Source organism: Sporosarcina pasadenensis, from assembly GCF_047228845.1.
In the GTDB taxonomy this organism is placed as follows: Bacteria; Bacillota; Bacilli; order Bacillales_A; family Planococcaceae; genus Sporosarcina.
Map to the genome: position 1 here is coordinate 315,463 of NZ_JBFEGM010000001.1, position 21,391 is coordinate 336,853.

Genomic DNA, 21,391 nt, shown 5'->3' on the forward strand with positions numbered 1-21,391 from the left:
GTATTCTTGTCGTTTGTTAATTCAATTCGTGCCCTTTTTGGGCTTTGCTCCTAAATTGTTGCATAGCAAAAGTATGGGCATGTTTGACACGTGTCAATCCGAACCACCATAAATAGAGCATGAAAGGGATAATTAAATATAATGACAGGTCACTCACACCTAAAATTCCATTGTAGATGAGATGGAGGATAAATGGCGCGAAGAATGCGAAGAAAAGCATGCCTTTACGATTGGATACAGTAGTAAACTTCGCCCTTCCTAAATAATAACCCATGACGACACCGAAAAGCGCGTGGCTAGATACGGGCAAGAGAGCCCTCAGGAAAGCTGTGTCCAACCCGAAAATAAGAAGATAAAGTAAATTTTCCACAGTTGCAAAGCCGAGTGATACGCTTGCACCATAGAGAATACCGTCATAAGCATCTTCGAATTCGACATGCTTAAATATTGCAATTAACAAGATGAGCCATTTGAAAAACTCTTCAATCCAACTTGTAAAAATCGCATTGCGGAAAAAATCATTTGGGATAATGTTTTCCTCTTCAAAGACGTGTTGTACGAACATAATCGGAAAGGTCATCATCGCTCCATAAATAAATGTATGAAATAGTGTGCGTGATGGCTCTTTTGCAATCTGTTTTCTCAAATAGAAATAGCTGAACAGCGCCAAGCCTGGCGCAATCGCTACTGTAAGCAATATGATCAAACCCGCGCCGCCCCCTCACTCACTGCCATTATTTCCGAACTTTAGAAGTCATTTGAATATGCTTGGCAATCAATTCCCCATGCCAACGTCCATTCTCTATGAATATTTCATTTGAATTATTCCCTGCTGCGATGACACCCGCTATATACAGCCCTTCTATATTGGATTCCATCGTCGTTTCATCGAAGAATGGCCGGCCGCTCTCGTCATCGATAGTAATACCCATACTAGTCAGAAATTCATGGTCTGGGTGATAACCAATCATAGCGAACACAGTATCATTATTAATTGTCTGTCTCACTCCGTCTTTTTCAAAGGTAACGGAATGAGACGTAATTTCGACGACATGTGAGTTGAAATGCATGTCAATTTCTCCATTCCGGACCATACTGTCAAAGCCAGGAAGAATCCACGGCTTTACGCTCGGAGAGTAATCAGCACCCCTATAAATGACAGTTACAGTTGCGCCGGCACGTGCCAATTCAATGGCAGCATCTACCGCTGAGTTTTTACCTCCAATAACGACAACTTTCCGACCGAAATAAGGATGAGCTTCCTTGAAGTAGTGGAGCACATTCGGCAATGAAGAGCCGGGTACGTTCAATGAATTCGGATTATCGTAATACCCAGTCGCGGCGACGACATATTTCGCTTTGTAGCTTGCAAGGTCGCTTTGCACTGTAAAACCCCCATCCACTTTCTCCACTTTTTCGACCGTTTCAAAGCTGTTTATGGAAAGCTCCTTGAGCTCAGCGACTTTTCGGTAATAGACGAGCGCATCATTCCTTTTCGGCTTTTCCTTCGCCGTAATAAAGGGAATATCCCCGATGGACAGCTTAATGCTTGAACTGAAGAAAGTTTGGTGTGTCGGATAGCGGTATATTGAGTTGACGATATTCCCTTTCTCAATAATCAACACATCCAACCCTATATTCTTCAATTCAATGGCGGCGGACAGACCACACGGGCCCCCACCAATCACAATTGCATCTTTGTAAATCAATTTCATCATTCTCCTTACAATGTACGCAACTATCTTTGTCGTTCAATACTTTATCGTAATGACATGGCTTTCTGGAGCTGCTCCAAATCGAAGCGGGACAACCGAAGTTCCATATCCATTGCTGATCAATCTCGCTTTTCCGTCGACCTCGGTGAACCGTCCTAACGGATGCAATGAAAACTTTCCGAATCTGATCTGCCCCCCATGCATATGTCCGGCAACCATCAATTCCGGCGTGCAAATCATTTCCACTTTCCGGAATAACGATGGAGTATGGGTTGCAACGATCAAATAAGAGTATTTTCCCGCATTTTTTAAGGCGGTCGGGACATCGACATTTCCACTGGAAGGATCGTCAGTGCCGCAAATCCCCCACATCGGGTGGTTTTCAATAGTTGCATCCGTATTATCTAAAATGATACCGCGATGTTTTGCAATAATATTCCGGATAGCAACTTCACCGACTTCCCTGTCGTTATTACCCCATATGAAAAATAAGGGAGCGAGCTTCGATAGACGCTTTACATTCCTGTCTATACGTGAAAGCGGAACACCGCCTTCAGCAAGATCACCGCCAATAATAACGACGTCAATCGGTCCGAAAGATTGTACCTTTCGTAACAAATGTTCATCTATCCTTCTCCGATGAATATCTGAAATAAAAAAAATGGACAACTCATTGCTATCTTTACACTCTTTTTGAACAGAAAAGGAATGATGGACAACATTTTTCCTATTTGCATAAAAGAACATATATGCAAATAGGCTTCCAAACATCCCTGAAATGAATGCTAAACCAGTAAAAACAATTTTCATATTACAACTCCCATAAAGTGAAACTTCAACCAGCGAAACATTATGACCTCACTGATTATGTGTAGAATCTATTACTTTTTTGATTGCTTGCTCGTTATTTGAAGTGGATATGTGACGGTCAGTGAATGCGGGATGAGAAAAAGGCAAAGAACGACTTTGCCTTTTCTACCAATTTCTTAGATTCATTCAGGGAATGATTAACTTTTGTCCTGTCATTATATCATTGGATGAAAGACCGTTTGCTTTTTTAATCTTTTCGATTCCCGCGTCTGACCCGTAATAATTAACGGAAATTCGGTAAAGCGTTTCATTGGCCGCAACAATATGCGTTCTAGCTTTCGTGTTTTGTTCAGTCTTGTTTTCGGCTTTTGGTTTTTCTTCCACTTTCGGAGTTTCAGTCTGCTTCGGCGCTTCCGTTACTTTCGGCGTTTCCTTTTTTTCAACGGCAGGAGGGGTGACATTCACTGGTGGTTTTTTAGATTCGTCTTTCGACTTATCGGCAGTTCCCTTATCAGCATCCCCATTCGCCTTCTCTTCATCCTCTTTTTCTTTATCCGAATCGATGACGATTGAGTCAGGATTATTAATTTTACCAGGTGAAGTATTCGTTCCATACTCTACAGGAGTTTCTAAATTATCGACCTTTGCGGATCCGCTATCTGATCCAAAGTAGAAATTATAAATGACATAGACAAAAATCAAGATCGGAATGAATGTAAAAATGCCTAGGATTACATTGATCGTCGTATAGCTGGATGTTTTCTTCTGTTTGCGACGTCTGCCATGGCGTTCTGCACGCGAAGGCAAAATCGCATCCTCATTGCTATCAAGCATGATCTCTCTGCGATGCTCTTCAAATTCAACTTTGTAATCATTATTTTTCATCGACATATTCTCCTATTCAGTGGTGCTCTTCTTTATATTATGACGAATATTGTCGTAAAAGTAAACGGACATCAGACCTGTTATCCAAGTAGAATGGTAATTCTATCATCCCAACTGACTCTTTCTTTAGTACTCTCCTTCATTACTTTTTCCTTAAGCCACTTAATTGGCCCAAGACCACAATTCGAGCAACATTCGTTCGGTTTGTTCCTACACGTTTCGCCAAAATATTTCAACGCACTTTGGCGGATGCACGCCCCGCTTGTGACAAGATGGATCATTTGTTGGAGCTGTTCCCGCTTTTCGTTCGATAACCCCTGTAGTTGTAGTAAGAGTTCATCCAGCGAATAACGTTCTATATTATAATCAATTACCCGTTTGCCTGTCTCTGTCAAACTAGCAAGCTCCCCTGCTCTTTCGGGAGAATGACCATCTGAGATCATCTTATAGTAATGACGGATCTCGTCTTCACCGGGCATATCCGATTGGATGATAAAATTCGTCGTCTGCTCATCAGTCGGCATATAGAGCAGCGTGGCGGCAGCCGGACCTCCGTCTCTACCCGCCCTCCCGACTTCTTGTATATACGCGGCAACTGTCGGGGGCATATGGTCATGGATGACTTGCCGGATGTCATCTTTATGAACACCCATTCCGAAGGCATTTGTTGCACATATCCATTCAAGATCGCCATTCAGGAACTGTTCCTGGATGATGGAACGATCATCCTGCTCCTTACCTGCATGGTATGATTGAACAGCGATGCCATCCAATTGAAGCTCCATAGCCAATTCGTCAGCTCGTTTTCTCGAAGATGCATAAATGATCCCTGGACCGGTCGTTTGTGTGACCCTTTCTTTAATCCATGCCGTTTTTTCAAAAGCGGAATTCACATCTATGATCGAATAGGAAATATTCGGACGATCCAATGAATGGCGTTGCACAATCGGCCTTTCCATTCGAAGATAATGCTGAATATCGTTCAACACTTTTTCATTCGCTGTGGCCGTCAATGCGAGTACGGGAGGACGTCCCATCTCATTCAAGAACTCACCGATCCGTAAATAGTCCGGGCGGAAATCAAATCCCCATTGTGAAATACAATGTGCTTCATCCACTACAACTAATGAAATCTGCAACCTGTCCAGTTGACGGCTAAATGAGTCTTGGGAGAGCATTTCTGGGGAAACGAAAATGAATTTATATTTTGGAAGCTGCCCTATGCTCCTTTGTCGCTCGGTATACGGCAAAAAAGAATTTAATGCGATTACCCGCTTTTCGCCGTTCTGTCTCATTCGCATCGCCTGGTCTTCCATCAACGAGACGAGGGGTGAAATGATGATGACGGAGCCTTGCATAATCGTTCCAGGCAGCTGATAGCAAAGGGATTTCCCCATCCCGGTTGGCAAGATGGCAATTGTATCTTGTCCGTTCAAAACGTGACGAACTACTTCCTCCTGTCCGGGCCTAAAGTTTTCATATCCGAATTGGTCTTGCAAAATCTTTTTCAAGTCCATTAGTTATTCACTTCCTTACAAGCAGTCATGATGAGTCGAAGCTCGAAATAGGAAAGTGCATCAAATTCATTTTTCAATAATTTTAGCCTCTTCGTTCCCATTTCTTCCGATTTCGAAATGACCGCCTGGATCTGTTCCTCTGACACGAAATGAGTGACCGGGAAGCGGTTATCATTCATCGCCATCTCAATGACATGGTCTTCAATCGTGCTCATCTTCAATTTACGTATCGCTGCTATGTTCTCCAATGAGTGGCCTTGGTCAAAAAGTCTTTTCGTATGCATCGCCGAATCAGTCAAATAGGAATGGACCTTTATGTCGTAAGCAATTTTATTCAGAAAATGAAAATCATCATTTCCTTCTATTACAGGTAATAGCCTATGTAAGCTTTCAATGAATAATAGACGAAGGGCTTCAGTGGATGCGCTCAAATCCGTAGCTAACTGATCCCATGTCTTTGCCGTTTCTGTCCTTCCGGTCAACCGGCATGCAAAAATGGTTTTCTGAATATCGCTCATTCCACTTTGCAATAGTGCCAATTTCAACTCGTCGCCTATCTGTTTTGCAAATACAGGGTTCGTGATCGGTTGCCCTTCTAGAAGTCGTCTCACGAAAAGTTGAATTTCCCGCTCCCTTTGGATTGGGGTGAACGAAGATTCGCCTGCGCGCATATAGGAGAGTGTTTGGACGAGCAACGATAGTCTTTTGAAAAATATTACTTCACGCCCTCTATAATCCCAACCTTTAAAATGGAATTCAGGCAACCCCTCCATTTTGTCTTTCCCTTCATCTGTCAGTCGCACAAACTTATCATCCTGGACTATCAGCCCTGTGCTCATCAGCTTATCGGCAGCTTCAACGTAAGTCCCTTCTTCCAGTTTCGGTAAGATTCCGAAAAATGGTTTGACATTGAAGTATTCTACGTCTTGTAATGTCTGTCCAGATTTTTTTCCGCGCAATAGATGAAGACCAGCATTCAAGGTCCGCTGTCCGTCCATTTTACCAATAAGAAATAGTAGAATTGATGACAAATTCATGGCTAGCCCCCCTTAAAATAAATGTTTTATTGTTGAAAACAAATGAAAACAGCTTTAGAATGAGAAGGGAACTAAATAGATAGTGCGGAGAGAAGAGGAGAGAACGTCAATGTCTACTAAAAAATACACCATCGTTGACCAAGACACATGTATTGCATGCGGAGCTTGCGGCGCTGCTGCACCTGACATCTACGATTATGACGATGAGGGGATTGCCTACGTTATCCTTGATGATAACACGGGCGTTACAGAAGTTCCAGAAGAACTATTGGAAGACATGGAAGACGCTTTTGACGGTTGCCCGACAGATTCAATCAAAGTCGCAGACGCACCGTTCGATGGCGATCCGTTAAAATATGAGGACTAAAGCGTAAGGCGCCTGCCTAGAGGCGACAGGCATAAGGCAAAGATACGGAGTGGCGGTCTTTGCCACACAGTAGCTTTGACTTATGACCCCGAGCCTCTGGCGCCTGGAGCTGGAAGATTGAGTCACAACAACCAAGAGGCTGCCCGGAATAAATCAATCCGGACAGCCTCTTGGTTTTTTTATAAAAATTTCCGGCAGAGCTGGTGCTCGCAAAAGCCGTTCTACGTGACGGCAAGGGCAAAGATGTGCTCCCAACGCTTCGCTTTTGGTCGCAAAAGCCGTTCTACGTGACGGCTTTCGCTCGAGTTGAAACGGTTAAGATGAAATTCCTAAAATATATTCCCGAGTAAGCTGCAACATCTTCTCTTGCATGTCTTCATCATTTTTTTGTCTGTCAATTAGATAGCCGACGTGATAAACGTATCCATTGTAAAAAGCGTAAAATTCATTTGCAGCAGTACCAACGGATATTATCTTGTTATCTGCTTCATTATAATCGTAATATCTATACAGCAATGCACTATTTGTTGTGAGGACTTGCTGGAAGATTGGCAAGTTATCCGTCAGGCGTTCCTTCTTAAACTTATTCCCTACAGAATCTACTTCGTGTGAAATGTCATGACCTTCCAGCGGATTTCGATCATTTTCTGTTACTGAAATGATAAAAAAGTTATCTGTGTTGCCATACTCGTTTTTACCAAGATAATTGACTTGGACTTGGCTAATCTCTTTTCCTTCTTTGCTATTAGAAGTGACAAAATAGACTTTCTCTTCATTAACCTCAAAGGGCAACCTATTTAGATCGACAGGATGTATGACTTTTTTCATTTCATCTGGCAACGAAGACGACGGCACTTCTTCCATTGAAATTGGTTTGTAGAATTTAATGTTTTTCCTATCCTTCAGCCCATCATAAGCATGAAAATATTCGCTATACGTTGGGTTATCGCCTTTTACTTTTTTTAGATTCGTTTGATTAATTGTACACCCGACCAGGAGAGAAATTATAACTATAATCGGGGATAATTTAATAAATATCTTTTTCGTTAGCATGACTGCCTCCCTCTCCTAAAAAAATTCGAAATTCATAGCAGCCCAGCCCTGTACCGGCCCAACGTTGTCCTGTACTGACCTTACTTTTGTTTGTATTCATTTCAATCCCCCTTCTTCTTAGTCCTCAAGCCATTTCAGTTTTACATCATCCTCTAAACAGCCGAGTTGATCGAAATGATTTGCTATAATGCAGAAATACATATTGTCATCTGTGCTTACATCAACTTTACGTAGCGCAACATTAACAATATTCGCTACATCCTCTCTTAGTGCAAAAATGGTGTTGAAGGCTATAAAACGCGTAATGCAAATCCTTTCTCATTTTCTATTAGCTCGTCATACACGTAATAGCCTTCAAGCTTACCTTCTGTTTGTGCATCATGAAAAACTAACTGCACAATTGACTTGACTGTAAACCCGCCACTCATATCTAATAGAAGCATGAATTCAGTTCCTTGTTGCTCAGCATTCACAATTTTACCATCATGAAATGACTGCGAAAAAACGGTATGCGCGGACGGATTAAAACGTTCAACAATTGTTTTACGCTTTTCATAAATCGTATAACTTTTAATTGTGAACTGCTCAATGGTCACATTGCACCATTCTTCAAATTCATCCATTAAAGTGTCATGTCGAAATAAAGTTCGTTCAATAGTTTCCGCCTGAAACTTTTGCGGTAAGACATCTATATATGAATTAAATGTTTATTAATAAGTCTGCAGTGGTGATAGGTTTTACTGTATCCATCTGCCGTATCTGCAATGAACATATCATTCATTCCTTATTCTCTTCTAGAATCGAGAACAATGCTTATTCGACAATTGCGCCCGATTCTGGAGTATTCATTAGCAGCCTGTAATTTCTTTTTAAAAGCCCCATAAGAATAACATCATGCCAAGATCCATTCCGATAAAGTTGCTCTGTTAATCTTCCATCTTCACTAAATCCTAGTTTTTGATATAACTTTATTGCTCGTTCATTATAAGAAAAAACCCTTAAATACACCTTATGTAAATTTAACTCATCAAAGGCAAAATCCAATAAAAGCTGAAAGGCTTCCCGTCCAAAACCTTTATTCCAATAATCTTTCTCTCCGATGTCAATTATACATTCGGCGTTACGGTTTCCATAATCAATGTTAATGAGTGATGTAACACCAATTGGCTTATCAGTACTAATTTCCTCAATCATATAGCCCTTTGAATTATGGGATCCGGTTATAATTTTGACGAAGTTTTCTGTATCGGCATATGTAAAAACATCTAATGATAGACTGGTAAATTGCATGACCTCTATATCATTTCTCCACTTATGGTAAGAAGAAACGTCTTCAATTGCCATTTTTCTTAATCGAACTCTCTCCCCACTAAAAAGCATTGAAACACCCCCCCTTATTTTTCTAACAATTAATGATACGTTTCATTTCGAAAAAAGTTACAAAGTATTATTTAAGCAATCTGTCAATAATACATAAATAGATAAATCAAGCGCAGCGTTGCGAGCAGAAATCCACGGATTTACATAAAAAAAGCGAGTATGAGAACAATAAACAGTTCCCATACTCGCACAATCTATATCTATTACATTGTCAATTGACGGCTTTGTTGGTCAATCCATTTGCTCATGCTCTTATACAGCAATAAAGAAATGACCATTAGCATGATACCTTTTATCAGATTGAAAGGAAGAATCCCTAAAACAATCACGTTGAATAAAGCTTCGCCTGTGTAAGCTGGCATATTCATAAAGTATACATACATCGGCAAGAACACGAGATAGTTCAATAAGCTCATTCCGACAGCCATAGATACCGTACCGGCAATCAGACCGGCTGTCAGGCCTTTCGTGTTCTGTACTTTCTTAAAGATCAAATAGATTGGCATGATGAAAAGGACGCCTGTTGCAAAATTTGCAATCTCTCCTACCGGTACGCCTGTAGGACTTCCTGATAAGAACCAATGCAACACATTTTTAAGCAGTTCTACAGCGATTCCTGCGACTGGCCCCATCGTCATGATCGCTAACACAGCCGGAATTTCACTGAAGTCGATTTTCAGGAATGCCGGCAAAGCTGGCAACGGGAAATTCAACTGCATCAATACCGTTGAAATGCTTCCCAGTATCGCGATGAGAATCATCCTACGCAATTTCTTGTTGTTCATGTTAACCCTCTCTCCTTTTGCGATTCACTTCAAAAGAGGAAAGGTCTGACCGTTTTTTGTTGTCCAATAAAAAATCCCTAAAGCAAATAAGCTTTAGGGAGAGTTTAAAAGGCATCATCAAATAAGGGTCTGCAATAAAGGAAGATTTCCTTTACATTTACCCATACTTAAATAAGCACCCTTTTTTGTGGACATCACAAAAAGACGGCTGCACCTTCACCTTCTCCCATCCAGACTGTACTGTCGGCTCCGGAATCACACCGGAATCAGCCGTTAAGCTCGCGGGCTAGGAAGTAAACTTCCATTACCGCCGGTCGGGAATTGCACCCTGCCCCGAAGATGAATCAATATTATATTACAACTCTATTGTAACGAGAAAAAAGCATTTTGTAAACTCTCCTGTTTACAAAATGCTTTCTTGTGTGATTATTGAGTGAACAATGTAGGATTGCTTCCGATCGGCATCGGCAAAGCAGTTGAAAGATCATACTTGTCAAAGCTCTCTTGAACTACGTTTTCTAAACGTACTTGTTTGCCGTAGCTTCTCGCGGTTAGCATGAACCCTTCTATCATCTGGTTGATTACATTATGCTCAAATGCATTGACATCCAATTGTTCTTTAAATGTAATTACAGCAATTTCATCTTCCAGCCGAACATCGTAGTCCACACTTTCTGGAATTAATGACTCTACAATATTTCCATTGACATTTTTCATCTCCATGAGCCCCGCATCTACTGTTTCTACAGCCGCTCCAGGTGCATAAGGAGCTAAATAAACCTTTCCTGAAGGCATCTTATATTTATAATAAGGGAACGTTTTTTTCCATCCCTCGGTGTCGGATTTCCCGATACTTTCAAATGAGGCCGGATTCCCCTCTTCATCGACGAGCTGCAGTTTTTCAAATTCGGAAAAAGTGTCACGCATTGAATTAAAATAAACTTCATTCGTTGCTGATGACAAATCATACGTATGCCCAGCAGGGATCTGATGGCGAAGAATGCCCTTTTCCTCGTATAGAGTCCCTTTATACGGGTGGTAATCATCGAAACCGAGCTCCTCTTCTGGAATTTCCCCTGCGTATTTATTATATAGCTCAATACTCGTCGGATTTCCTTCAGGAAAATCGGATTGGACCCTTGATTCAGGAATAAGGAAAGTGATAGGAATGACATTTGCCGATTCCACTAAGCCGACTTGTAGAGGGATGTAATCAACTACCTCATCAGCAAGCAGCACATGGCTGTCATCTGCCGCGAATATCATTGCAGCTGACTCCTTTGTGGCAGATGCATCAAATGTCTCTGCTTCCTCCGTCGATTCTGTCTTTGCTTCAAAAGCCCGATCTTCTTTAAGTGAGCGAGGAGCACCTGACTTTTCCATTGCTCCATCATGACTGTTGAGCATTGAGGGGACAATGAGGCCGAGTAGAAGCAGCGCGGCCGCCGCAACAATGACAGGCATCCATTTCCTCGGGTTCATCCGACGTCGTTTTTTCAGTCGTTGATCTCGTTTAAGTCGATCCAAAATTTGTTCCTTCGTACGATTGTCTTCAATTTTCGGCATGGAATGAAGAAGGTTCTCAAGCTTGTTGTCATCCCATTGATTGTTTGTCATTCATCTTCCCCCCTCTGCCGAAAGAGCATTCAATTTCTTTTGTAATGCTTTTATTGCCCTGTGTTGGGTCGTCTTTACCTTTCCTTCGGTCCAGCCGAGGGTATCGGCGGTTTCCGCTATGGATAGCTCCTGGAAGTATCGTAAAACGATAACCATCTTTTGGTCACCTGTGCACGTATCCAAAACCCGCAGCAATTGTCTCATCTCTTCATTCAACGATGCAATTTGTTCAGGAGTGCTGCCTGTCGAGGGCAATTCGCTCTGCTCCCAGTCGATTTTATCGAAATGATGTTTTTGACGTACATTCTTCTTTCTGAAATGGTCGATGGCGACATTTTTCGCTATGGAAAAAAGCCAAGTCTTTTCAGAGCTCTTCCCTTCAAAACCAGCATAGGCTTTCAATACCCTGACATACACTTCATGCATAAAATCCTCGGAAGAATATCGATCTCCTGTCAAATAGATAAGAAAATTGAAGACATCCTGATGATATTGCTCGTATAGCTTGTGGAAAACGGAGTCATCCACGAAATCCCCCCGTTCATTACATTAGTCGTAATTCAAGATGAAAAGTTTCATCTTGCCGTGCTTTTCGTCCATTACTTTTCAGAGCGATTCGATGTTCTCATCTTCCGGACCGATCGGCAAGACGCATTTGAAGATCGTGCCCGATGTGTCACCAAGTTCCGCGGTAATTCTACCACCATGTGAGTCGATAATGTTCTTAGCGATTGCAAGGCCCAATCCGGTTCCGCCTTTCCCTCGCGTCCGAGCTTTGTCCGCTTTATAGAATCGTTCGAAAATGAAAGGCAGATCTTCTTTCGGTATGCCGCTTCCTGTATCGGCAACGGAAATTTCAACCATATCCCCTTTTCTTTCGACACCGACTGTCACTTTTCCTCCATCCGGTGTATGCCGGATTGCATTATCAATCAAGTTTGTGAATACTTGCTCCAAACGATCATCATCAGCAAAAACGACAATCCCTTGTTCTTTATCGTCGACATTCATTGAGAGCATAACGTTTGAATCACGGGCGATTTGCATGAATTTATTTTGCACTCTATCCAAAAAAGGAATAAGAGGGAAATTTAGTCTGTATAACCGCATATGGCCAGATTCCATTCGAGCGAGGTCGAGCAGATCAGTTACGAGACGGCTCATCCGTTTCGACTCATCGTGAATGATCTGGACCATTTCATTGCGTTCCTCTTCACTCGTCACCACATCGTCGATAATCGCTTCACTATACCCTTGCAATAAGGAAATTGGCGTTCTCAGCTCATGGGATACATTTGCTATAAAATCAGATCTCAACTTATCCAGCTTATGCTGATCTGTCATATCACGCAACACGGCCACCGCTCCGCGAATGCTGTTTTCACTGTATAACGGACTAATTGAGATACCGTAAAACTGACCGCCGATGTCGAGCTCGTCCTCAACTTCCTCTGCAAATGTAATGGCGTGTTCAAGCATATGGAATATTTCCTTCGGCAACACTTTCTCATCCGCTCCGTTTGCAAAGTACCACTTCTGCAATAGCCGTTCAGCTTGAGGGTTCCTCACAAGAATGGAATAATCCCGATTGAATGTAATGACCGCATCCGTCATCGATGTAAGGATGCTTGATAATTGTTCTTTTTCCTGCTTGATCAGTTCCATTTGGTATTTCAACTGCCTGCCCATTTGGTTGAAAGCAGTTGCCAATTGACCTATTTCGTCATTTTGCATGACCGGTAGACGCGTTTCAAAATTCCCCTTCGATAATTCAAAAGCAGCTTGCTTCATCCCTCGTAATGGCGAGGTGATTTTCGTGGAAAGGAAGAAAGCGAATATGGTCGTTAAAATGAAAGCGATGAAAGCGGATAAGAAAACGATATGCGTCGTCCTCTTTGTCGTACGGTGGACGGCATCCAGGCTTTGGTACATGACGATGGAATGGATGGTTCCATTCACCTCACCATATGGATACATGAGAACAAGGTATTGTTCCATAACGTTTTCATCCGTAAGGGATGGGAGAATCATCTCCTTCACGACTTTTTCATTAATTTGTATATTTGAAAAAAACTTCGACTCCGAGAGGATTTTCTGCTCTATCTTTTCCTGATTCAATCCTCTATGAAATGAATAATAGACCCTTTTTTCGGAATCAATGATCATCGCATTCGTTTCATTATCCAATATATCTTGGATGATGAGTCGCATGGCGGCATCGTTTTCATGATCAAGAACTATTTTACCGATCGTTGTCGCTTCCCTGCGAAGAGAATCTTCTGCCTGATTCGTATGAAAATTATCAAGGAACTCTAATAGAAGGACGGTAACCATAAAAAGGACAAAGGAAACGAGAAGCAATATGGTTGCCCATAGCTTCCCGACGATTGAATGCCATATTCTATTCATTCGGAACCTCGAATTTATAACCGACGCCCCAAACTGTCACGATCATTTTCGCTGCGCTTTCAGATACACGGCTCAGCTTTTCCCGCAGCCTTTTCACATGTGTATCGACGGTCCGCAAATCTCCGAAAAATTCGTAGTGCCACACTTCCTTCAATAATTGCTCACGGTCGAACACTTTATCCGGCGACTTTGCGAGGAAATAGAGCAACTCGTATTCCTTCGGCGTCAAGTTCACTTCTTTCCCTTCGGCCGTCACCCGGTGCGCATCATGATCGATCGTCAATTGCGGGAATACGACAAGATCCTTTGAACTGTTCGTTGCCGAGGCATCAGGGAAAGTGACAGATCTCCTCAAAATCGCCTTCACACGAAGTACAACTTCACGTGGACTGAACGGCTTGACGATATAATCATCAGCCCCTGTTTCAAATCCGACCACACGATCCGATTCCTCGCCTTTCGCCGTCAGCAAGATGACAGGTGTCATCTTCTTTTCATCACGAAGCTCCTGCAATACTTCAAGGCCGTCTTTTTCCGGCATCATTAAGTCAAGTAAAATACAGTCATAATGGTTTGCGAGCGCCTTTTCGATCGCTTCTGCTCCATCTACTGCCTCATCTATTTCGAAGCCTTCACGGGATAAATACATATTAAGAAGACGGCGGATCCGATCCTCGTCGTCCACCACTAATAACCTAACAGTCTCTTCCATCATCAACGTCCCCTTTCAACTACACTTCTGTCATTATTGTACAAGTAGTCCATAAAAAAAGAAACTGCACAGCTCCTCAGCGGCTCTGTGCAGTCAAATCGGTTTACGCGTATGAATGCAAACCGGCGATGATCAGGTTTACAGCAATCAGATTGAACATAATGATGACAAACCCGATAACCGCAAGCCATGCAGATTTTTTCCCTTCCCATCCTCTTGAAAGACGGAGATGGAGGAAAGCCGCATAAAACAGCCATGTAATAAGTGCCCAAACCTCTTTCGGGTCCCAACCCCAAAACCTTGACCAAGCTTCATGCGCCCAGATCATTGCAAAGATCAATGCTCCAAGTGTAAACACTGGGAAGCCGATCAGAACAGAACGATAGCCGATTTCATCCATCAGCTGCGAGTTCGCTTTCTTCGCAAATGGCTGTAGCAGGGAGGCGATCGGTCTGCGGAAAATCAGTCGTAAAATAAGGTATAATACAGTCCCTGTCGCGACCGACCAAACGAATGTCGTCAAAGTCTTCGCGTTGACGATAGCCGGCATTTCCGCCCATGGAGTCATTGCCTCAGGAGTTTGTGATTCATATTCGTTCATCCCGAATAGTGGCGGGTAATTGTACTCAATTTTGGCAGGTGCCTCATTTTTATCGATATACGTAAAATGGGCTTCATATCCTGTCAGCTTGAATGTCGTCGATGAAATGACGAACCCGAGGACAAGAATGACTGTGAACATGACAGCCTCCAGCCAAAAACGTTGTTTTGAAGGTTTTGTCATATCGACGTGTTTCACTAAGTATATGAGACCTGCAACCGCACTGATTGCCAGGATAGCTTCACCGAGTGCCGCAGTTATTACATGCACTGTTAACCAATAACTTTGGAGCGCTGGAATGAGCGGTGTGATTTCCCGGGGGAACATGCTCGCATATCCGATAATGACAATCGCAATAGGCAACGCGAACAGCCCTAAAGATGGCGTCCGATACAAGAAGAACAATAGTATGAACGCTCCTACGAGCATCATGCCGAACGCAGTCGTAAATTCGAACATATTACTGACAGGAGCGTGGCCTGAAGCAATCCACCTCGTAAAGAAATAACCGAGATGGGTGATGAAGCCGATAATTGTAATCGTAATGCCGATCTTGCCCCATCTATGATTTCTATAGGATGCTTCCGATTTAGCGCCTTTCACTGCTCCGCCGAAGAAAAGGGTGGCGACCAAATAGGCAATGAAAGAAACTAATAGCAGATTCGCGCTTAACGATGCTAATCCCATAATTATTTTTCTCCTTCCTCTTCCTCAGTTGACGACTCATTGTCCAGCCTATCCTCATAGCCTGGCAAGTGTGCATAATCCTTCACGGCATCCAATTCCTTTTTCAAGGAGAACCAGTTTTTGTTCGTATGGGCGGCAACTAACAACTCATCGCCTTCCCCTTTCTGGATCCAAATCCGTCTATGATTCCAATAAGAACCTTGGATGACACCGATCATAAAGATTAGTCCGCCAAATAGAAGAATGTACAATGTTTTATCCTTCCGTATCGTCAACCCGGAAATATCCCTTGTCTCCGCACTGACAAACTTCACTTGGTAGGCGTTCTCTTGCGTCTCAAGTGTTTGTCTGATTGCGACAAAGCTTTTTTCACCTTCTGGTTTCTCGGGTGTAATCATATTGAAGATAAATGCCGGATTGTTTGGAATCGGCGACTTTGAAACCGGTTCACCGTTCTCAACGCCATCGTAATCCGCATAATAACCGATCAAATCAACACGTGCACCGTCAGTCAGTTCATATACTCCTTCAGGATCGTCGAGATTGATTGTGAACTGCCCGAAGGACTTCCCGGTTTTCTTTTCAATTAGCTGCATTGTCATCGATTTCAGCTCGTCCAGGCGGTAATCCATCTGGAATATGCTATATCCATCGAACTTCAATGGCTTATTGACGATGATCGGATAGTCTTCGATATGCTCAAGATCAGTCGAGCCTGGCAGACTGTCCTCTTTCTTTTTATATAATGAAACGTCTGTCTGATACGATTTTACAATGGTGCCGACACGGTCAAGCGCCTTTCCAAAAACTTCAGCCTCTTCTTTCGAATACGTTTCAATGCTGAAATCCTTGCTCTCCAAGTAATAGTCCGGAGCACCAGGAATCGAACGCAATTCCCCTTCCCGTATCCACATCGTCTGATCGACATAAAAGCCTGGGATACCGCGCAACAGGACGCCAAACAGGAAAATGATCAACCCGGTATGGTTGACATAAGGACCCCAACGTGAAAAACGGTTTTTTTCGGCTAAAATCGCGCCGTCTTCTGTTTTAACGTTGTACTTCATGTCTTTAAGCTTCTCTTCAGCTTTCGCTAGTGACATATCGGCATTTTCAGAATGACCCGCACCGTAAACACGTTGACGCTTCATGAATGAAGTATGACGCTTTGTCCGCTGCTTCTTCAATGATTTGTAGAGGGGGATCACTCTGTCGACACTCGCGATGATTATGGACGTGCCAAGCATGCCGATCAGTATTTTAAACCACCAACTATTATACATATCATAGAAGCCTAATTTGTAATAAAGCGTTCCTATAACTCCATACAGACGTTCATAATATGCCAATATTTCCGCTGGTGAATTTTGATTCACCGGCAAATAAAACTTCTGAGGAAAAAGAGTTCCGATCGCCGATGTAACAAGTACAGCGACAATGATGCTCACTCCAATTTTCACACTGGAGAAGAAATTCCAAATCTTGTCGATAATGGACCGTTTATACGTCTGGGATCTGCGGGCAGATCCTTCATAACGCATATCGACTACTTCACTTTTTTTTGCTTCCTCGGTCATCGGACGCCCGCACTTTTCACAAAGCACTGTTCCAAACGGGTTATCATGACCGCATTGGCATTTTATTTTACTCATGTGTACGAACTCCTTATCAAGGTTGGATGCTTTCCATGTACGAAATGATTTCATCCTCAGTCATTTCTGTCGTGATAACCTTCGTGATCCGTCCATCTTTATCGATTAGAAATGTCGTTGGAAGTGGAACAATATTGTAGAGTTCCTTAACATCCTTCTTTTTATCGATAACGATCGGGAACGTCAGACCATATTGATCGCGGAACGTATCCACTTTCAGGTCAGACTCGGCAATATTCACTGACAATACATGAACTCCCTTTTCCTTGAAGGCATTGTATTGATTTTCAATGTAAGGCATCTCCCGCTTGCACGGAGGGCACCATGTTCCCCAAAAGTTCAGAAATACGCCTTCTCCTCTATAATCGGATAAACGATGCTTATTCCCTTCAAGATCGACGAGTTCAAAATCCGGAGCCTTGTCGCCTTCCGCCAGGACTTTGACTTTGTCTCTCGAAAAAATTGAAAATAGAATAGCCGATGCAAGTATAACTAGAACTACGCCTCGGAAAATGAGGCGTGTCCGCTTTTTATTCGCCTTGGACAATTAATAGCCCCCTAACGTAATAAGATTCCGACTCTAATTATAACAAAACAAATATCGTAATAAGGATGAAGTCGTGATAGGTTTGTGAACATTTCCTTTTCCGCAGGATTTAACCGATTTTGCCTGTTTCTGCAAGTACTCTTAATTGCTTCACTTCATGTGTCGTCAGTTCACGCGCTTCTCCGGCGTTTAAACCGTGTGTCGTCAACATGGCAAACGACTCACGTCTCAATTTTTGGACAGGACAGCCAATGGCATCGAACATTCTTCGTACTTGTCGATTCCGTCCTTCGTGGATTGTAATTTCAACAATCGCAGAGTTTGTCTTTTTATCAAATGACTGCATTTTCACTCTAGCAGGAGCCGTCATGCCATCTTCCAGTTCTATCCCGCGCTCCAGTCTTTTCAATGCATCCCGTTGAGGTATCCCTTTCACCTTCGCGACATACTTTTTCTCGATGCCGAACTTCGGATGTGTCATCAGATACGAAAAATCTCCATCGTTCGTCATAATGATAATCCCAGAAGTGTCATAATCAAGCCGGCCGACCGGGAAGATCCTTTCTTCCACCATCGGTAGGAGATCTAGAACTGTTTTTCTCCCTTTTTCATCACTGACGGTTGATATGTAACCTCTAGGTTTGTATAGCAAATAATAGACGAATTGCTCTTTGACAAGCTCCACGCCTTCGACTTCCACACGGTCTGCGCGTGTTACCTTCGTCCCCAATTCAGTCACTACTTTGCCATTCACTTTCACTTTTCCCTCAACGATGAGCGTTTCCGCTTTCCTACGAGATGCTACGCCCGCTTGAGCCAATACTTTTTGTAATCTTTCCAACTCGTCACCTTCCTTCTACCTCAAAAAATTATGTCATATTTCCTGCAAAATGAAAAGAAGACCGACCTGTACGCAGTCAGTCTTCCCTAATAATTTCTTGTTTGATTCACTTTTAGTTCACTTGCGAATATCAATTTCAGCTGTGATAAGCAATTCATTATCTAGCGATACGGTCCAAGTCCCCTTCACTTTCCTATCCTTATTGCGGGGAATGTAGACGACATGGGATACCCTCTCCACCTCATCTTTATTCAATAGAAGCACAATCGGCCTTTTTAATTCCCCATTGACCCCGGGGAGAATTTTGTATTTGCCTTTCTTCGCGACTGTGACATTCTCGTATTTGTGGAATGTATCATTGGCCATTTGCTGATGGAAGTTCCAGTCGTCTCCATTATTCAACGTGACAATGATCAATTTCTTGCCATCCTTTTCGAAGTAAGTTGCAAGAGTCCTTCCTGCCGCTTTCGTAAATCCCGTCTTTCCAGCTTTGACATGATCGTTTGTATGAATCAGTCGATGTTTATTGCGCCAGCTTCTCACCTCGTCCCCTTTTCGATAAACGAAGTTTTCTGCAGATGCGATTTTTGAAAATTTATCATTTTTCATCGCAAAATAAAGCATTAAAGCTGTCTCATATGCAGTTGAAAGATGCCGATCATCATGAAGTCCTGACGGGTTCATGAACGTTGTCCGTTCCAAGCCATATAATTCTGCTTTCTTATTCATCAAGTCGACAAATCCTTCAACCGATCCACCAGCATGCTCCGCGAGCGCATATGCGGCGTCATTGCCAGACCGCAGCATGAGGCCGTACAACAATGCATCGGAATCCATTTTCGTACCTTGTTCCAAATAAATGGACGAGCCTTCAGCAGATGCCGCCTCAGATGAGATGACGATTTCACTTTCAGCAGTCCCGCTTTCAATGAATGTCAATGCTGTCCAGATTTTTGTCAGACTGGCAATCGGCAGTTGGAGATTTTCATTGGCCCCGTCGAGTAGGCGCCCTGTCTCCGCGTCAATAACTGCCCATGCACTTCCAGATGCGGCTTCTTTCGGGACTGCTGTCAATAATACCGATAGGAACAGAACAACGGCTATCGCCTGCCTCAATCATTGTTTCCTCCTTCATCCGTTATTTCAAAGGCCTCTTGGAATTTTGTCATGAATAGATCTGTATCTCCGAACTGGTCTTCATCTTCACCTTCAGCTAATGGAGGCAGCATATCAATCGATTCCAATCCGAATCTATCCAAAAACAAATCAGTCGTCCCATAGAGTATTGGCCGGCCGCTGCCTTCCATACGCCCTTTTTCCATAACGAAACCTTTCGCAACAAGTGTCTGGATTGGCCCGTCCGACTTCACGCCACGCAAGTCATCAATTTCGACACGTGTGACGGGTTGCTTGTACGCGATGATCGCCAATACTTCCATCGAGGCTTGAGTAATGGAATTCCGCGCCGGATTTTCGAGCATGCGAAGGATGTCATCTGCAAACTCGGCTTTCGTTACTAGCCGGTAATGGCCCCCGTAAAGCCTAAGCGTAATCCCCGAGTCCGGCCTATCTTCATAATTCACACGCAACCCCTCAGCGATAGCTGCCGCTGCATCTGTCTCCACTTGAAGGAGCGAGGCGATTTGACTCAACGTCAAACCGTCATCACCTGCTATGAATAAAAAGCTCTCCAACATACCGGTGAGTCGTTCATCAATTGTTTCCATAATTCTCCTCCCCTCCTACCATGACTGTCATTTTTCCGAAGTTATTATCTTGTTTTACGACAATGTCAAGCCGTTTCATCAATTCTAATAGTGATAAAAATGTCACAACTAAATCTTCGACATCATCTCTTTCAAATAAACTTTCAAAATCACAACTTCCGCCCCGCCTTTCAAGGGAAGTCATGATGTCATCCATCTTTTCACTAACCGAAAGCTCCGACTTTGCAATTTTGGCGGTTAACGGAGCACGCAGCTTCCTTCGTTCGAGCATTTTTTGGAATGCACCGATCAGGTCGAAAACGTTCATTTTTTCTTCCGGCACCGATACTGCCACTTCCCCAAATTCTGATAAGTCGCCTGGCAGCTTCGTAAAATGTACCGCTCGGTCGTCGGCCGACTCTTTCAATGAATTTGCCGCTTCCTTGTATTTTTTGTATTCTATCAAACGGGCAACCAATTCATCCCGTGGATCTTCCTCGATGTGGTAATCGTTTTCTTCATCCAATACTTCGCCTTCATGAACCGGCAAGAGCATTTTGCTTTTGATTTCTATTAAGGTGGCTGCCAGTACCAAATACTCGCTAAGTTCATCCAGCTCTAAAACCCGCATCGTATGTAGATGCTCTATGTACTGATTTGTCAGTTCAGCCATCGGAATATCATAGATATCGATTTCAAGTCGGTTGATTAAATGTAATAATAGATCAAGAGGTCCTTCAAACGCCTCTAACTTTACTTTATAAGTCATATAACTCCTCCATTACGATACAAAATATCCAACTATTGATTTCCGCTACAGGCGGACGCTTTCCGCGGGCGAGGCTGAGCCAATCGAACAGCGAAGGGTTCGATTTGCCGTATTTCTGCGCTCTTTGCAGAAATTAAGGCAGCCTACACGGTGCTCGTAACGCTTCGCTTTTACTAGCAAAAGCCGTTCTTCGTTACGGCTTTCGCTGGAGTCGCCGCCTTTCGCTCCAATCAACAATAATAGTCTTTTTACAGTTTGTGTAAGTAATTTATTTTATGTAAATTTAGAAAGGAATGATTCA

At 42.9% G+C, this 21,391-nt stretch carries 23 protein-coding genes and 1 riboswitch; of the genes, 1 reads left to right on the forward strand and 22 read right to left on the reverse strand.

The window, feature by feature from the left end; genetic code table 11:
- Positions 1–16: 16 nt before the first annotated feature.
- The 6 genes from prsW to AB1K89_RS01620 form a co-directional block, all read right to left on the reverse strand.
- The gene (gene prsW, locus AB1K89_RS01595) at positions 17–706 is read right to left on the reverse strand and encodes a glutamic-type intramembrane protease PrsW (RefSeq protein WP_413053064.1); all 690 of its coding nucleotides are present in this window, start codon (positions 704–706) and stop codon (positions 17–19) included.
- Positions 707–734: 28 nt separating this feature from the next.
- Entirely contained in the window at positions 735–1,709 is a 975-nt protein-coding gene (locus AB1K89_RS01600) for a YpdA family putative bacillithiol disulfide reductase (RefSeq protein ID WP_413053432.1), read from the reverse strand.
- Between the two features lie 42 nt (positions 1,710–1,751).
- Complete coding sequence (locus AB1K89_RS01605; protein WP_413053065.1) at positions 1,752–2,525, reverse strand: metallophosphoesterase; 774 nt, start codon at positions 2,523–2,525, stop codon at positions 1,752–1,754.
- Positions 2,526–2,711: 186 nt separating this feature from the next.
- Entirely contained in the window at positions 2,712–3,410 is a 699-nt protein-coding gene (locus AB1K89_RS01610; RefSeq protein ID WP_413053066.1) for a LysM peptidoglycan-binding domain-containing protein, read from the reverse strand.
- Positions 3,411–3,490: 80 nt separating this feature from the next.
- On the reverse strand, positions 3,491–4,927 hold the full coding sequence (locus tag AB1K89_RS01615) for a RecQ family ATP-dependent DNA helicase (RefSeq protein ID WP_413053067.1): 1,437 nt from the start codon (positions 4,925–4,927) through the stop codon (positions 3,491–3,493).
- Complete coding sequence (locus AB1K89_RS01620; RefSeq protein WP_413053068.1) at positions 4,927–5,964, reverse strand: YpbB family protein; 1,038 nt, start codon at positions 5,962–5,964, stop codon at positions 4,927–4,929. Before AB1K89_RS01620 ends, AB1K89_RS01615 begins: the two co-directional genes overlap by 1 nt.
- A gap of 109 nt (positions 5,965–6,073) precedes the next feature.
- Here AB1K89_RS01620 and AB1K89_RS01625 point away from each other — a divergent pair, with 109 nt between their 5' ends.
- Positions 6,074–6,331, forward strand: coding sequence for a ferredoxin (locus tag AB1K89_RS01625; protein WP_252503463.1), 258 nt, complete (start codon positions 6,074–6,076; stop codon positions 6,329–6,331).
- Positions 6,332–6,646: 315 nt separating this feature from the next.
- On the opposite strand, the gene AB1K89_RS01630 is transcribed toward AB1K89_RS01625, so the two are convergent.
- The 16 genes from AB1K89_RS01630 to AB1K89_RS01705 form a co-directional block, all read right to left on the reverse strand.
- Positions 6,647–7,384 carry a hypothetical protein gene (locus tag AB1K89_RS01630; RefSeq protein ID WP_413053069.1) on the reverse strand — a complete coding sequence of 246 codons (738 nt, stop codon included), beginning with the start codon at positions 7,382–7,384 and terminating at the stop codon, positions 6,647–6,649.
- Complete coding sequence (locus AB1K89_RS01635) at positions 7,359–7,484, reverse strand: hypothetical protein (RefSeq protein ID WP_413053070.1); 126 nt, start codon at positions 7,482–7,484, stop codon at positions 7,359–7,361. The genes AB1K89_RS01630 and AB1K89_RS01635 overlap by 26 nt, the downstream gene beginning before the upstream one ends.
- Before the next feature lie 190 nt (positions 7,485–7,674).
- On the reverse strand, positions 7,675–8,076 hold the full coding sequence (locus AB1K89_RS01640) for a DUF4085 family protein (protein WP_413053433.1): 402 nt from the start codon (positions 8,074–8,076) through the stop codon (positions 7,675–7,677).
- A 121-nt stretch (positions 8,077–8,197) separates the two neighbouring features.
- Positions 8,198–8,764, reverse strand: a complete 567-nt coding sequence (locus tag AB1K89_RS01645; protein WP_413053071.1) for a GNAT family N-acetyltransferase — start codon at positions 8,762–8,764, stop codon at positions 8,198–8,200.
- Positions 8,765–8,967: 203 nt separating this feature from the next.
- Positions 8,968–9,549 carry an ECF transporter S component gene (locus AB1K89_RS01650; protein WP_413053072.1) on the reverse strand — a complete coding sequence of 194 codons (582 nt, stop codon included), beginning with the start codon at positions 9,547–9,549 and terminating at the stop codon, positions 8,968–8,970.
- Between the two features lie 214 nt (positions 9,550–9,763).
- Positions 9,764–9,894, reverse strand: a riboswitch (FMN riboswitch).
- An 81-nt stretch (positions 9,895–9,975) separates the two neighbouring features.
- On the reverse strand, positions 9,976–11,166 hold the full coding sequence (locus AB1K89_RS01655) for a hypothetical protein (RefSeq protein ID WP_413053073.1): 1,191 nt from the start codon (positions 11,164–11,166) through the stop codon (positions 9,976–9,978).
- Positions 11,167–11,694: an RNA polymerase sigma factor SigX gene (locus AB1K89_RS01660; protein WP_413053074.1), complete on the reverse strand. Its 528-nt coding sequence runs from the start codon at positions 11,692–11,694 to the stop codon at positions 11,167–11,169.
- A gap of 78 nt (positions 11,695–11,772) precedes the next feature.
- Positions 11,773–13,575 (reverse strand): ATP-binding protein, encoded by a 1,803-nt coding sequence (locus AB1K89_RS01665; RefSeq protein WP_413053075.1) that lies wholly within the window; start codon positions 13,573–13,575, stop codon positions 11,773–11,775.
- On the reverse strand, positions 13,568–14,287 hold the full coding sequence (locus AB1K89_RS01670; protein ID WP_413053076.1) for a response regulator transcription factor: 720 nt from the start codon (positions 14,285–14,287) through the stop codon (positions 13,568–13,570). Before AB1K89_RS01670 ends, AB1K89_RS01665 begins: the two co-directional genes overlap by 8 nt.
- Positions 14,288–14,390: 103 nt before the next feature.
- Positions 14,391–15,575, reverse strand: coding sequence for a c-type cytochrome biogenesis protein CcsB (gene ccsB, locus AB1K89_RS01675; RefSeq protein ID WP_413053077.1), 1,185 nt, complete (start codon positions 15,573–15,575; stop codon positions 14,391–14,393).
- Positions 15,576–15,577: 2 nt separating this feature from the next.
- Positions 15,578–17,227 carry a cytochrome c biogenesis protein ResB gene (gene resB / locus AB1K89_RS01680; protein ID WP_413053078.1) on the reverse strand — a complete coding sequence of 550 codons (1,650 nt, stop codon included), beginning with the start codon at positions 17,225–17,227 and terminating at the stop codon, positions 15,578–15,580.
- 16 nt (positions 17,228–17,243) lie between these two features.
- Complete coding sequence (resA, locus tag AB1K89_RS01685; RefSeq protein WP_413053079.1) at positions 17,244–17,774, reverse strand: thiol-disulfide oxidoreductase ResA; 531 nt, start codon at positions 17,772–17,774, stop codon at positions 17,244–17,246.
- A gap of 109 nt (positions 17,775–17,883) precedes the next feature.
- Positions 17,884–18,615, reverse strand: a complete 732-nt coding sequence (locus tag AB1K89_RS01690; RefSeq protein ID WP_413053080.1) for a pseudouridine synthase — start codon at positions 18,613–18,615, stop codon at positions 17,884–17,886.
- 117 nt (positions 18,616–18,732) lie between these two features.
- Positions 18,733–19,731 (reverse strand): D-alanyl-D-alanine carboxypeptidase family protein, encoded by a 999-nt coding sequence (locus tag AB1K89_RS01695; RefSeq protein WP_413053081.1) that lies wholly within the window; start codon positions 19,729–19,731, stop codon positions 18,733–18,735.
- The gene (gene scpB, locus AB1K89_RS01700; RefSeq protein WP_413053082.1) at positions 19,728–20,342 is read right to left on the reverse strand and encodes an SMC-Scp complex subunit ScpB; all 615 of its coding nucleotides are present in this window, start codon (positions 20,340–20,342) and stop codon (positions 19,728–19,730) included. The genes AB1K89_RS01695 and scpB overlap by 4 nt, the downstream gene beginning before the upstream one ends.
- Complete coding sequence (locus AB1K89_RS01705; RefSeq protein WP_413053083.1) at positions 20,329–21,090, reverse strand: segregation/condensation protein A; 762 nt, start codon at positions 21,088–21,090, stop codon at positions 20,329–20,331. The genes scpB and AB1K89_RS01705 overlap by 14 nt, the downstream gene beginning before the upstream one ends.
- Between the last annotated feature and the right edge of the window lie 301 nt (positions 21,091–21,391).